This is a genomic window from Micromonospora profundi (assembly GCF_011927785.1).
Taxonomy (GTDB): domain Bacteria; phylum Actinomycetota; class Actinomycetes; order Mycobacteriales; family Micromonosporaceae; genus Micromonospora; species Micromonospora profundi.
Map to the genome: position 1 here is coordinate 3,550,764 of NZ_JAATJK010000001.1, position 13,713 is coordinate 3,564,476.

Here is a 13,713-nt window from a genome sequence, read left to right on the forward strand (position 1 = left end):
CCCAGCGTCACCGGCCCGCCCCCGGGCACGGCTCTGACGCGGCACGGGTCAGCAGGTCGCGGACCCGCTCGCCATCGGGGTGGCCCAGATCGTCGAAGATGCCGACAGCACGCCGCCAGGTACGGGTGGCGCCCGCCACGTCCCCCGCCATGTGCCGGCTCTCGCCCAGCCGGGACAGGGTGTCCGCCTCGTCGTAGCGGTCGCCGATCCGCCGGTACAGGGCGAGCGCCCGCCCGTAGCAGCGGATCGCCTGGTGGTGGTCGTCCAGCCGAGCGTGGATGAAGCCGACGCTGTCCCAGGTGTTCGCCTCGCCGTGCCGGTCACCGGTCCGGCGCAGCAGCGCCAGCGCCTGCTCGCAGTGCGCGAGCGCCGGGGCGTACTGGCCGAGTTGGGCATGGGCCCAGCCGACCGCGTTGCGGGCGCTTGCCTCGCCAGCCAGGTGACCGGCGGCCCGGTACAGCGCCAGGGCCCGCTGCGCGTGGTCCAGCGCCTCGGCGTACCGGCCGAGCCAGTCGAGCATCGCGCCGAACGCGCGATGGGTACGCGCCTGCCCGGTGTGGTCACCGAGCCCTTCGGAGATCACCAGAGCCTGCCGGTAGTTTCTCGCCGCCTCGTCCACCTGACCCAGCCGGGACAGCACCCGGGCGAGGTCGCGGTGCGCGTTGGCCTGCCCGTGTCGGTCACCGGCCCGGACCGCCCCGGCCAGGGCCGTCCGCTGCGCGACTGCCAGGTCCGGCCAGCGTCCCCGTCGTTGCAGGAAGTCGACAAGGGTCCAGGCCAGCTGCCAGGCGTGGCCGTCGAACCCGGCCCGCCGCGCGTGGGTGACCGCCGCCAGGAGCACCGGGTACTCGACGGTGAACCAGGCGAGCGCCTGAGGGTGGTCGGTGATTTCCTCGGGCAGCACTCCCGGCGCGGCGGCGGCAAGGGCGACCGGATCCCGGCCCGGTTGCAGCAGCAGCGCGGCGGCGTGGGCGGTGTGCAGGTAGTGGTCCAGCCCGCGCCGGATCGCGGCCCGCCGTTCCTGCGCCGGTTCGAGGCGTTCGGCCTGCTCGGCCGCGTACGCCCGGAGCAGGTCGTGCGCGCCGAACCGGCCGGAGGCGTGCTCGGTGACGAGGTGCGCGTGAGCCAGCTCGGCCAGCAGCCGAGGCACCTGGTCCCGGGGCAGGCCCGCCAGGCTGGCCGCTGCCGCAACCCCCAGCTCCGGCCCCGAGTGGCAGCCGAACAGCCGGAACAGGCGGGCCGCCGCGGGTGTCAGACTCCGGTACGACCAGGAGAAGACGGCCTGTACGTCGGTGCCGGCGTCCCCACCGTCGAGCGAGTCCAGCGGGCGCGGCGCCTCGCGCAGCTCGGCGGCGAGGGTGGTCAGCGGGAACGCCGGGTTCGCCGCGCCCCGGGCGGCGAGCACCGCCAGCGCCAGCGGCAGCCGTGCACACCGCTCGATGATCTCGTCCACCGCACTCGGCTCGACGGCCAGCCGGTCGGTGCCGAGCCTGCGGGCCAGCAGTTGCCACGCCTCGGCGGTGCTGAGCAGGTCGACGCCGATCGGCCGGGCGCCTTCGGCGGCGACCAGGCCGGCGAGCCGGTTGCGGCTGGTGACCAGGACCACGCAGCTCGGGTTGCCGACAAGCAGGGGTCGGACATGGTCGGCGTCTCGCGCGTTGTCGAGCAGCACCAGCATCCGCCGGCCGGCGAGCAGGCTGCGGTAGAGGCCCACCTGCGCGGGCAGGTGGGTGGGGATCCGCTCGGGTGGCACTTCGAGGGCTTCGAGGAAGCCGCGTACCGCCTCGACGGGGGTCATCACCGAACCGGTGGAGTCGAACCCGCGCAGGTCGACGTAGAGCTGGCCGTCCGGGAAGCGGTCGGCCACCCGGTGCGCCCAGTACACGGCGAGCGTCGTCTTGCCGACCCCTGCCGTGCCGGACAGCGTCATCACGGTGACGGGGGCCATCCCGCCGTCGCCGCAGGCCCCGGACGCGGCATCGAGCTGGGCGAGCTGGGAGATACGTCCGACGAATCCGGGCAGCGCCGGAGGCAGTTGGCGGGGCACCGGGAACCGGGCGGACGTCGTACCGGCCCCCGGCCGCCCCGTAGGCACCGGATCCCGGTTCGGGCGCCGCCGCAGCTCCTCGACGCGGTCCCGAGCGGTGGCCAGCACGCCCTGCTCGGACGGCGTCGCCCCGAGCAGTCGGATGAGGGCGTCGAACCGCTCCGGCGGAGGCAGGATGTTGCCGGCGAAGTACTCCCCGATGATCCCCCGCGACCAACCGGTCTTCGCGGCCAACTGCCGGTACGTCAGCCGGGTTTCGCCCTGCTGGCGGGCCTCCCGGCGGCGCAGCTGGCGCAGCAGCCCGGCCAGGTCGTGCAGTGTCTGCGCCTCGGCGCCGCCGCGGGCCACCTCGAACGCTCCGGGCGACCCCTGCGACGCCTGACGCGCGCCAGGTGGCACCCGTTGGTCGGACATGCGGCAACCCACCCCCCGTCGCGGTCACCCGGCCGCCCCGGATGCCGACACGGGCAGGCTAGTTCCGACCCCGGGCTGTGAGATAGGTACGCGCCGATGTCTGACAGATCCACATCAGACCAATGCCCGTCCAGCGGTGTCCGGCGGTGTCCAGTCGCGTCCAGGATCCGCCGCGTTGATCCGGCGTCACGTGCCACCGTCCCGGTGCGGGTTCGGCCCGCACCACCAACCCTGGGGAAGGGGTACCTGATGATCCGTCCGCAACAGACCGCCCGACGGTCCTCGGCGATGCTGCGTCGCATCGCCGTCACCGCGTGTGGCCTCGCGCTGCTCGTCACGGGCGTGAACGCCGCACCGGCCGCCGCCGCACCGGGTGGAAAGGCAACCACCACCGGATCGTTCGTCGACAGCGCGCCGGTGCCCGGCGGCTTCGCCTCCTGGACGGAGCTGCTCCGGTTGCAGCAGCGCATGAACACCGCCGCCGCGCGGATCACCAACGCGGCCCAGCGCAGCGCCAACTCCGGCTTCGCCGGTGTCGTGGCCGACCCCACCACCCGGCAACTCCAGGTCTACTGGAAGGGTGAGCCGCCGGCAAACCTGGTGGCCACCGCCCGGGCCACAGTCGCAACCCGGGTGCTGCCCGCCCCGTACTCCCAGCGGGAGCTCGTCGCCGCCGCCGCCCGGCTGCGCGCCGCGGCCGGCGACAGGATCACCACCGTCGGGCCGCGTGCCGACGGCGCCGGCCTGCTCGTCGGTACGCAGGACGGGTTGCTCGGCGCCACGAGCCTCGCCGGCGTTCCGGTGACAGTGCAGACCGGGGTCGCCGCCGCACCCGCAACCCGGTGGGACGACACGGCGCCGTGGTGGGGTGGCGCCGCGTGGCGCAACACCGCCACCGGAGGCGGCTGCTCGACCGGCTTCGGGGTCTTCCAGGGCGGGGTGGCTCGGATGCTCTCCGCCGCGCACTGCGCCAACCTCAACGTCGTCGCGGCCGACCCGACCGGGCAGACGATCGGCGTCGTCGGAACCCGCAACACCGGCACCGACACCCTGCTCATCGCGGGCAGCTCCGGCGGCCGGGTCTTCAACAACAGCACGAACGCTGCCGGCGGGGTGGTCAGCGAGTTCAGCAACCAGGTCATCGGCGCGCAGGCCAGCCAGGTCGGCAACTTCGTGTGCACCTCCGGCGCGTACTCCGGCACCCGGTGCTCGATCCAGGTGAAGGCCCGGAACCTGTGCATCAACGTGCGCAACTTCGGCACTGTCTGCGGCCAGGTGCAGGCCGAGAGCACCACCCGCACCAACGCCGTCGGTCAGGGTGACAGCGGCGGTCCCGTGGAGATCGTGAACGCGGCGAACACTCTCCAGGTCTGGGCGACAGGCACCAACACCGCCATCGACGACACCAACACCGCGACGGCCTGCACCGGCTACGTGACCACGGGCCGGGTCTGCGCCTGGCGGATGTACTACGAGGACATCTTCTCCGGCATGGCCGGTGTCGGCGCCTCGGGCGTGATCCTCGGCTGAGGCGACCGTCTCACCTCAGGTGGCCGGGTCGGTTGCACAGTCCGTGCGCCGGCCCGGCCGCCTGCTGGCTTCAGGCGCTGACGCCCGGCTCCCCGGCGAGGACGGCGTTGCCGCGAAGCAGCGCGGGCTCCGGCAACGGCAGTTGGATCTTGTGGGCGGACTCCCAGTCGTAGACCAGGCCGGGACGCACCTGCGCGGTGAAGTAGTCCACGGCGCTCATCCCACCCACGACCGGCTCGTCGACCTCAGCGACGAGCTGGGCCGGAACGAGGGAGAAACCGTTCTGCAGGGCGGCGCTGAGACGGCGGTGCCCGTCGACAACGAAGAAGTACTCGCCGGTGAAGCCGATCTTCAACGGCTCCAGCGCCTCGTCACCGGCCTCGGCCACGTCGCCGACGAACTCGCTGTCCCACAGGTCGCGCAGGGTGGCGATGTCCTCGGTCGGGTAGACCCGGGCCGGGTCCAGCAGCAGCAGCGGCGGGGCATCCCGCAGCACGTCGACGCCGAGCGTGCCCTCGTACGCGGCGATGATGTGCTCGACCACCTCGGCGGCGGACGCCCGGGTGGTGTCACAGATCAGGTCGTAGTTGCGCAGGCGGGCCTTGTCCACCCCGTAGCGGACGATGAACCGGCTGCGCTCACTCTCGCTGCGCTCCCGGAGCTTGGCCTTGGCCTCCTCCAGCGAGGCGTAGCTCTCCGCCGGGCCGGACGGGCGGGCCAGCACCCGACGGGCCGCCTCCCCCGGCTCGGTGATCATGTGCACCTTGAGCGCGTCGGTGAAGAAGTGCCACGCCAGCCGGGAATCCATGATCAGGCTTTCACCGGAGGCGGCGATGTCCCGCTGGAGCTGGTCGACGTAGCCGTCGACGGCCTGGTCGAGCTCGGCGTGCAGGTTGAGTTGCAGGGCGGTCATCTGCCGCTGCTGCGCCATCTCCCGATAGAGGTCGCCCACACTGACCCGACGCATCCCGAGCCGGTTGGCGATCTCCACCGAAACCGTGCTCTTGCCGCTGCCGAGGTCGCCGTTGAAGACGATCGATTGTCGAACGGTCACGACTGGTCCACCCCTGATCACCGGCTCAAAGACATCATCGACATCGCGTCCGACCGACGCGTTCCCACGATCGGGCGAGGATCCAGCTCGGCGCGTCTGACGCCCCGTCGCGACCTGGAGCCGCCGTACGCCATGGCATGACGGGCGATGCTACCACTGCGACGCCACCACTTTGCCGCACGCAGTGTGCGAAGACACGCCCCCAGGCCAGGCCCGGCGCCCTCGGCACGCACCGGAAACGGTCAGAAGAGGCTCAGCGGATCGACCTGGAGACGGACCGGGTCGGCGGCCTTGCGGGCGGCCCGCGTACCGGCGGCCGAGTGCAGCGCCTCGGCGAGCGCGGCGGCCCGCGCGCGGGGCACCCGGACCAGCATCCGCTCCCGACCCTCGTCGGCCGGCACCGGACCGAGCACCTCGGCGTCGCCCGGCAGCCGGGCGGCGGCGAGCAGATCGGCCACCGCCTCGGCCGGGCCTGTGACGCTCGCCATCCGCACCGCAGGCGGAAAACCCAGCTCCCGGCGCTCAGCCAACTCCCGGCCGGCGAACCAGGCCGCATCCCACCGCAACAACGCCTGCACCGGGGCGAGCGCGCCGTCGGCGACCACCACCACCCGGCCGGCCGGAGCCGGGCGGGCCAGGGCCGCCGCCGCCATCCAGCGACGCAACGCCTCCTCACCCGCGCGCAGGTCCGCCCGGGTCAACAGCGCCCACGAGTCGAGCAGCAGCACCGCGCCGTAGCCGCCCTCGGCGACCGGCTCGGCCCCAGGCGTGGCCACCACCAGGGACGCGCCGCCCGGCACGTCGGTCAGCACCTCCTCCCGGCCCGAGGTGCGCACCGGCACGCCGGGAAACGCCCGCCCCAACTCCTCGGCCGTACGCCGGGCGCCGGTCACCGCCGCGCGCAGCCGCCGCCCACCGCACTGCGGGCAGGCGTACGCGGCGGCCACCCGGGCGCACCAGCGGCAGGCCGGGGTGCCACCGGCCGACGGCAGCGCCAGTGGGCCGGCGCAGTGCGCACAGCGGGCCGGGGTCCGGCAGTCGTCGCAGGAGATCGAGGGCAGATAGCCGCGTCGGGGCACCTGCACCAGCACCGGCAGGTCCGCCCGGACGGCGTCGCGGGCAGCCGTCCACGCCAGGCTGGGCAGCCGCGCGGTGGCCGCACCCGGGTCACGGGCCAACTGGGGGTCGTCACCGGTCGGCGCGATCGCGGGTACCCGGGCTCGTACCGTCGCCCGGTCGGCGACGACCTCCCGCGCCCACCCGGTCTCCAGCAGCAGCTGCGCCTCTGCGGTGCGGGCGTACCCGCCGACGAGCGCGCCGGCCTCGGCCAGCTGAGCTCGGGTGAGCAGCACATCGCGGGCGTGCGGATAGGGCGCCCGGGGCTCGGAATGCAGGTCGTCGCCGTCGTCCCAGACAGCGACCAGACCGAGGCGGTCCACCGGGGCGAACATCGCCGCGCGGGTGCCGATCACCACCGGCACCTCCCCCCGCCGGGCGGCGAGGAACGCCCGGTAGCGCCGGGCCGGCCCGAGCGCGGCGGAGAGGCTGACGTGCCGGTCCGGCCCGAGCACGCTTGTCAGCGCGGCGTCGAGCCGGTTCAGGTCACGGGCGTCGGCCACCACGACCACCGCGCCACGCCCCCCGGCGACGGTGGCGGCCACCGCGTCGGCGTAGCGGGCGGCCCAGTCCTCGCCGGGCAGCGCCGACCAGACCGCACGGGGTGCCCGACCGTCGGTGAGCGCCGCCAGCAGAGCCGGCCCGGTCGGGTAGTCGCGCCATCCGCGCGGATCCACCGGCGGCTCGGATCCGGCCGCCGCGACCGCGTCGACGCCGGCGGCGGCCTCGGCTGGGGCGGGTTGGTCGGCGCGGGCTTCCTTCTCCACGCGGGCGTGCCGGGGCGGTACGGCGAGCCGGAGCACGTCGGCGAGGTTGCCCGCGTACCGGTCGGCGACCGCCCGCGCCAGCCGGGCGACTTCGGGCGACAGCACCGGCTCCGGCGAGACCACCTTCTCCAGGTAGGCGAGCCGGCCGGTGTGCCCGGAGTCGTCGGCGCGGGCCAGCAGCCACCCGTCGACGAGTTGCCCCGCGAAGCGCACCTTCACCCGGGTGCCGGGCACCGCAACCTCGTCCAGGTCGGCCGGCACCAGATAGTCGAACGGCCGGTCCAGGTGTGCCAGACCGACGTCCACGCAGACGCGCGCGACCGGCGACCCCTCTGCGGGTCGCCGGTCGCTACGCCTGGTGGCGGTCAGGCTCCCGCGGCCGACTTGAGGTCGGCGGCCCGGTCGGTGCTCTCCCAGGTCAGGTCCGGCAGCTCCCGGCCGAAGTGGCCGTACGCGGCGGTCTGCTGGTAGATCGGGCGGAGCAGGTTGAGGTCGCGGATGATCGCGGCCGGACGCAGGTCGAACACCTCGCCGACGGCCTTCTCGATCGAGGCAACCGACACGGTCTCGGTGCCGAACGTCTCGATGAACAGGCTCACCGGGTGCGCCTTGCCGATGGCGTAGGCGACCTGCGCCTCGCACCGCTCGGCCAGGCCGGCGGCGACCACGTTCTTGGCCACCCACCGCATCGCGTACGCCGCGGAGCGGTCCACCTTGGACGGGTCCTTGCCGGAGAAGGCACCGCCGCCGTGCCGGGCGTACCCGCCGTAGGTGTCGACGATGATCTTGCGACCGGTGAGGCCGGCGTCACCCATCGGACCGCCGATCTCGAACCGGCCGGTCGGGTTGACCAGCAGCCGGTAGCCGTCGGTGTCCAGACCCAGGCTCTCCAACTCCGGGGCGATGACGTGGTCGCGCACGTCGGGGGTGAGCAGCGACTCCAGCGAGATGTCAGCGGCATGCTGGCTGGACACGACGACGGTGTTCAGCCGGACCGGGCGCAGCCCTTCGTACTCGATCGTCACCTGGGTCTTGCCGTCCGGGCGCAGGTACGGGATCGTGCCGTCCTTGCGCACCGCGGCGAGGCGACGGGCCAGCCGGTGGGCCAGGGCGATGGGCAGCGGCATCAGCTCGGGGGTCTCCGAGCAGGCGAAGCCGAACATCATGCCCTGGTCGCCGGCGCCCTGCGCGTCCAGCGCGCTCTCCGACGCACCGGTACGCAGCTCGAAAGCGTTGTCCACGCCCTGCGCGATGTCCTCCGACTGCGCCCCGATGGAGACGCTGACGCCACAGGACGCGCCGTCGAAGCCCTTCTTCGACGAGTCGTAGCCGATGTCGAGGATGGTCCGGCGCACAATCGTCGGGATGTCGGCGTACGCCTTGGTGGTGACCTCACCGGCGATGTGCACCTGGCCGGTGGTGATCATGGTTTCCACCGCAACCCGGCTGTGGGGATCCTCGGTGAGCAGCGCATCGAGGATGCCGTCGCTGATCTGGTCGGCGATCTTGTCCGGGTGGCCTTCCGTGACCGATTCGGACGTGAAGAGGCGGCGTGTCACGGCACTCCTAAGCGTGTGAAGTCATTCTGCGGCAGTCTAATCACCACTGCGGCCAGTGTCGGGACTCGGAGCTTGCTGTGTTCCACCCGTCAGGAGCGGTCGGTCAGCCGCGCCACGACGAGATCCCACACGGTGTCGGCCACAGCCTCCTTGACCTGCTCCGGCAGGCGGCTCGCCGAGCCGTCCGCTCCGATGACCGTCACCGTGTTGGTGTCGGCACCGAAGACCTTGTCGGGCCCGACCTCGTTGACCACGATGAGGTCGGCCCGCTTGCGGGCGAGTTTCGCCCGCGCATTGGCCTCCGCGTCGCCGGTCTCGGCGGCGAACACCACAAGCACCTGATCCGGTCGCTTGCGCTGGCCGAGCTCCGCCGCGATGTCCGGGTTCGTGACGAGCTCGATGGTGGGCGCGACACCGTCGTCCGACTTCTTGATTTTGCCAGGCGCGTACGTCGCCGGCCGGAAATCGGCAGGAGCCGCCGCCATCACGACAGCATCGGCCTCGACGGCGGCCTTCAGGGTGGCCTCCCGCAGCTCCGCGGTGGAGCCCACCCGGACCAGGTCGACACCGGCCGGGTCGGCGAGGGAGACGTTCGCCGCGATCAGCGTGACCCGGGCACCCCGGGCCACCGCCGCACGGGCGAACGCGTAGCCCTGCTTGCCCGAGGAGCGGTTACCCAGGAAGCGGACCGGGTCCAGAGGTTCCCGGGTGCCGCCCGCTGTCACCACCACGCGGCGACCGGTCAGGTCGGCAGGGGTGGTGCCGCCACGGGCCAGGATCCGGCGGGCGACCGCGAAGATCTCGGCTGGATCGGGCAGCCGGCCCTTGCCTGTGTCGACGCCGGTGAGCCGCCCGACGGCCGGCTCGATGACCCGGACGCCCCGGGAGCGCAGCGTCGCGACGTTGGCGACAGTGGCCGGGTGCTCCCACATCTCGGTGTGCATGGCCGGGGCCAGCAGCACCGGGCAGCGCGCGGTCAGCAGCGTGTTCGTCAACAGGTCGTCGGCGAGCCCGTGGGCGGCCTTCGCGAGCAGGTCCGCTGTTGTCGGAGCGACCACCACCAGGTCGGCCTGCTGGCCGAGCCGGACGTGCGGCACCTCGTGGACGTCGGACCACACGTCGTCGGCTACCGGCTGGCCGGACAGCGCCGACCAGGTCGGCGCTCCGACGAACCGGAGCGCCGACGCGGTAGGTACGACGCGGACCCGATGACCTGATTCGGTGAAGAGCCGCAGGAGCTCACACGCCTTGTAGGCGGCGATGCCACCGCCGACCCCGAGGACGATCCCGGCGGACATCGACGTGCCGACGCTTACGGCTGGTCGGTCGGCTCGGCGGTGAGCAGGCCCGCGTTGATCTCACGCATGGCGATGGAGAGGGGCTTCTCCTGCGGGGTGGTCTCAACGAGCGGGCCGACGTACTCCAGGAGGCCCTCACCGAGCTGGCTGTAGTAGGCGTTTACCTGACGCGCCCGCTTGGCGGCGAAGATCACAAGCGCGTACTTCGACGTCGTCTTCTCGAGGAGCTCGTCGATCGGCGGGTTGGTGATGCCTTCGGGGTTGGCGATGGATCCCACGAATTAACCTCTGCGTCTTTCGAGCCGCGCGGACGCGGTGCTGAGTCTCAACGGCGGCCGGCCGTCAGCCACGCACGCGCGACCAGGCCGGATCCGGATAAGAAGAACCGAGTAAGCCTACCAGCTCGTCAGCCACCCGCCCGGTGTGGTCGTGCGTCAGGGCGTGGCCGAAGGCCGCCGCCACGGCGGCGTCGGGCCGGTGCCCCGGCGGGCTCAGCAGCACCAGCCGGGCGTCGGGCAGTCTCGCCCGGACCAGCTGGGCGCCGGCGACGTCGAGCGAAAGTAGGACCGCCTGCCCGGCGTCGAGCCGGGCGCGCAGCGGGGGGTACGGGGTGCCCCTGTGGTACGGACCGATCCGGGACCATTCGAGCAGGTCACCGGCGGCCGCCCGGCGCTCGAACTCCGCGGCGGAGAGAAAGACCCGGTCTTCCCCATCGATCTCGGACTCCCGGCGCGGCCTGGTAGTTGCCGGCACCGGGATCCACACGGACGGAGAACGCGCCCGGACAAGCTCGACGACACTCTCCCTGCCGGAACCCGAAGGTCCAGCCAGGACAGTGAGCCGAGCCGCCGGGCGCGCCTCGTCATCCGTGCTCACTGCTTGTTTCTACACGCTGCCAGGTTCAGTTGGCGGCGAACTCTCCAAGCAGTGCCTTGCGCTGCTGCTCGCCGAGGCCGCGCAGGCGACGGCTGTCAGCGATCTTGAGCTTCTCCATGATCTGGGTAGCCCGGATCTTGCCAATGCCCGGCATCGCCTGGAGGACGGCCGAAACCTTGAGCTTGCCGACGACGTCGTCGCCCTCGGCCCGTTCGAGGACGGCACCGAGGGTGGTCTTGCCCTGCTTGAGCTGTTCCTTCAGCTCGGCACGGGCCTTGCGGATCTCCGCAGCCTTCTCGAGCGCGGCAGCGCGCTGTTCGGGGGTCAGTGACGGGAGCGGCACCAGTTCTCCTCAGGTCCCTATCGCGGCGGGCGGGGCGCACCGCCGCATCTGTGAAACGTGGTGTCGCTGTGAACCAAGGGGTCCGTGGTTCCCAGCGCGGGGAAAACTAGCGGTCAACGGAACTTTCGGCAACGTGGGCACGCGATGATCATCGGAGAGTGACCGAGCCGTCAGTCAGTCACCGGGCAGCCAGAACGGCCCGGCACTCGGCCAGCACCCGGTCCGCGGCGGCCCGCAGGGCGGTGCCGTCCGGACCTGCCGAGAGCACCTCCCGGGAGTACGACGGGAGCACTGCGGGAAGGCTGGAACCGAACACTGTGCGTAGGTCCGCGGCCCCTGCACCCTGTGCTCCGAGCCCCGGCGCGAGCAGCGGACCACCCACGCCGGAGAGGTCATGACCGGTGTCTCCGATGGTCGCGCCGACCACCAGACCGAAGCTCCCGAGGGGGTCTGCACCCCTGTTGAGCTGGGAAATCTCGTCAATCACGGTCTGCGCGACGGTGCGCCCGTCGGCCGTACGGGCACGCTGGACGGCGGCGCCCTCGGGGTTCGAGGTGAGGGCGAGCACGAAGACACCGCCGCCGTGCTGGGCAGCGAGTTCGAACATCGGGGCCAGCGAACCTACTCCCAGGTAGGGGCTCGCGGTGACGGCGTCGACATACAAAGGGCTGGATGGATCGAGGTACGCGGAGGCGTACGCGCTGACCGTTGAGCCGATGTCGCCACGCTTGACGTCCAGCAAAACGAGCGAACCGGCTTCCCGTAACTGTCGGATAGTTGACTCAAGGATCGCCACACCGCGGGACCCGAACCGCTCGAAAAAGGCCGACTGAGGCTTGACCACCGCAACCCGGTCACCGAGGGCGTCAACGACGGTCCGGGTGAACCGGTCAAGACCGTCAACGTCGTCGGCGAGACCCCAACGGGCCAGCAGACCGGGATGCGGATCGATGCCCACACAGAGCGGCCCCCGCTCGGTGATCGCCCGGTGCAGCCGGGTGCCGAAGGTCTCCATGGGAGTGTTCTCCTCTCCTCGTCCGGGCGGCAGCCCCGCCCGGGTCACACCGTCGACCCGGTGAACGGGCCCTCTCAGCCGGCCGCCACCGCCGCCGCCACCCCGGCCGCGATGCGGGCCAGGTCGGCGTCGTCGGTGACGTACGGCGGCATCGTGTAGATCAGGTCGCGGAAGGGTCGTAGCCACACGCCTCGGTCGATGGCCGCCGCGGTGGCCGCCCCGAGGTCCACCTCGTGATCGAGCTGGACCACCCCGATCGCGCCGAGCACCCGTACGTCGGTCACGCCGGGCGTGCCGCGCAGGGGCTCCAGACCGGCGCGCAGGCCCGCGCCGACCCTGGCGACCTGTCCCGCCCAGTCCCCCGCCCGCAGCAGCCCGAGGGAGGCGTTGGCGACGGCACAGGCCAGCGGGTTGCCCATGAAGGTGGGCCCGTGCGCCAGGACACCCGCGGCGGAGATGCCCCGGGCGATCTCCGGGGTGCACAGGGTCGCGGCCAACGTCAGGTAGCCGCCGGTGAGCGCCTTGCCCACGCACATCACGTCCGGGGACACTCCGGCGTGCTCGGCGGCGAACATCGTGCCCGTACGGCCGAACCCGGTGGCGATCTCGTCGAAGATCAGCAGCGCGCCGTGGGCCTGGGTCACCTCGCGCAGCACCCGCAGGTACCCGGGATGGTGGAAGCGCATCCCGCCGGCGCCCTGCACCACCGGCTCCACGATCACCGCGGCCAGTTCGTCGGCGTGCCGTTCGACGGCGTCGACCAACGCGGCCACGTACGCCTCGTCCGGCGGATCGGCGAACCCGCCCGGCGGCACCGGGGCGAAGACCTGCCGGGGCAGCACGTCGCCCCAGAGGTGATGCATCCCACCTTCGGGGTCGCAGACGCTCATCGGGTGGAAGGTGTCACCGTGGTAGCCGCCTCGCCACGTCGCGAGCCGGCGCCGCTGCGGCCTGCCGATCGCCCGCTGGTACTGCAGGCACATCTTCATCGCCACTTCGACGCTCACCGAGCCGGAGTCGGCCAGGAACACGTGCTCCAGACCTTCCGGGGCCAGCTCGACAAGGGTCCGGGCGAGCTGGACCGCCGGCTCGTGGGTGAGGCCGCCGAACATCACGTGGCTCATCCGGCCGAGCTGGTCGGTCACCGCCGCGTCCAGCACCGGGTGCCGGTAGCCGTGGATCGCCGCCCACCAGGACGACATCCCGTCCACCAGTTCCCGCCCGTCGGCCAGACGCAACCGCACTCCCTCGGCGCTGCTCACCACGTACGGCTGGTTAGCCGATGGCAGCGCCGTGTACGGGTGCCAGACGTGCGCCCGGTCGGCGGCCAGGATCTCCTCGGGCGTCACGCGCACTCCTTCCACAGCTGGACGGGCCGGTCACCGCAGACGGGCCGCCACCACCGGCCGGCCCGGTCCGACGCGACCCGGTCCGTCGACGCGGCCCGGTCCGTCGACGCGACCCGGTCCATCGACGCGGCGCGGAGGCCGGGCACCGCCCGGACGGCAGGCACGGCGCGGCCGCGCCGGACCACTTGTGCGCGTCCTTTGCTCTGCTTCAACCCACGCAACGGCCAGCGTCCGGTATCCGGACAACGGGTGGTGCGTCGGGTGAAGCAGAGCAAAGGACGCGAGGACAGGTCGGCGGCCGGAGCGGCACGACGCACGATCACGCCACCCGACACGCAAACCGGA

12 protein-coding genes are annotated in these 13,713 nt (G+C 72.5%); 1 reads left to right on the forward strand and 11 read right to left on the reverse strand.

The annotated features are described in order from the left end of the window. Positions 1–7: 7 nt before the first annotated feature. Positions 8–2,461 (reverse strand): ATP-binding protein, encoded by a 2,454-nt coding sequence (locus F4558_RS15530; protein ID WP_167944873.1) that lies wholly within the window; start codon positions 2,459–2,461, stop codon positions 8–10. Positions 2,462–2,710: 249 nt separating this feature from the next. On the opposite strand from F4558_RS15530, the gene F4558_RS15535 reads away from it, so the two are divergent. Continuing rightward, positions 2,711–3,991, forward strand: coding sequence for a chymotrypsin family serine protease (locus F4558_RS15535; RefSeq protein ID WP_167944875.1), 1,281 nt, complete (start codon positions 2,711–2,713; stop codon positions 3,989–3,991). 70 nt (positions 3,992–4,061) lie between these two features. Here the strand turns inward: F4558_RS15535 and F4558_RS15540 are convergent, their stop codons facing one another. The 10 genes from F4558_RS15540 to F4558_RS15585 form a co-directional block, all read right to left on the reverse strand. Next, the gene (locus tag F4558_RS15540) at positions 4,062–5,045 is read right to left on the reverse strand and encodes an AAA family ATPase (RefSeq protein WP_053655471.1); all 984 of its coding nucleotides are present in this window, start codon (positions 5,043–5,045) and stop codon (positions 4,062–4,064) included. A gap of 242 nt (positions 5,046–5,287) precedes the next feature. Continuing rightward, complete coding sequence (locus F4558_RS15545) at positions 5,288–7,234, reverse strand: primosomal protein N' (protein ID WP_167944877.1); 1,947 nt, start codon at positions 7,232–7,234, stop codon at positions 5,288–5,290. A 59-nt stretch (positions 7,235–7,293) separates the two neighbouring features. Then, positions 7,294–8,487 carry a methionine adenosyltransferase gene (metK, locus tag F4558_RS15550; protein WP_053655467.1) on the reverse strand — a complete coding sequence of 398 codons (1,194 nt, stop codon included), beginning with the start codon at positions 8,485–8,487 and terminating at the stop codon, positions 7,294–7,296. An 89-nt stretch (positions 8,488–8,576) separates the two neighbouring features. Next, complete coding sequence (coaBC, locus tag F4558_RS15555; RefSeq protein ID WP_167944879.1) at positions 8,577–9,785, reverse strand: bifunctional phosphopantothenoylcysteine decarboxylase/phosphopantothenate--cysteine ligase CoaBC; 1,209 nt, start codon at positions 9,783–9,785, stop codon at positions 8,577–8,579. Positions 9,786–9,799: 14 nt separating this feature from the next. After that, positions 9,800–10,063: a DNA-directed RNA polymerase subunit omega gene (gene rpoZ, locus F4558_RS15560; protein ID WP_007075826.1), complete on the reverse strand. Its 264-nt coding sequence runs from the start codon at positions 10,061–10,063 to the stop codon at positions 9,800–9,802. Between the two features lie 64 nt (positions 10,064–10,127). After that, positions 10,128–10,661: a nucleoside/nucleotide kinase family protein gene (locus F4558_RS15565; RefSeq protein ID WP_167944880.1), complete on the reverse strand. Its 534-nt coding sequence runs from the start codon at positions 10,659–10,661 to the stop codon at positions 10,128–10,130. A gap of 25 nt (positions 10,662–10,686) precedes the next feature. Beyond that, positions 10,687–11,004 (reverse strand): integration host factor, actinobacterial type, encoded by a 318-nt coding sequence (mihF, locus tag F4558_RS15570; RefSeq protein WP_053655462.1) that lies wholly within the window; start codon positions 11,002–11,004, stop codon positions 10,687–10,689. Between the two features lie 178 nt (positions 11,005–11,182). Next, positions 11,183–12,019, reverse strand: coding sequence for an orotidine-5'-phosphate decarboxylase (gene pyrF / locus F4558_RS15575; RefSeq protein WP_053655461.1), 837 nt, complete (start codon positions 12,017–12,019; stop codon positions 11,183–11,185). 74 nt (positions 12,020–12,093) lie between these two features. Beyond that, positions 12,094–13,368 (reverse strand): adenosylmethionine--8-amino-7-oxononanoate transaminase, encoded by a 1,275-nt coding sequence (locus F4558_RS15580; protein WP_167944882.1) that lies wholly within the window; start codon positions 13,366–13,368, stop codon positions 12,094–12,096. Continuing rightward, complete coding sequence (locus tag F4558_RS15585; RefSeq protein WP_167944884.1) at positions 13,365–13,553, reverse strand: hypothetical protein; 189 nt, start codon at positions 13,551–13,553, stop codon at positions 13,365–13,367. Before F4558_RS15585 ends, F4558_RS15580 begins: the two co-directional genes overlap by 4 nt. Positions 13,554–13,713 lie beyond the last annotated feature (160 nt).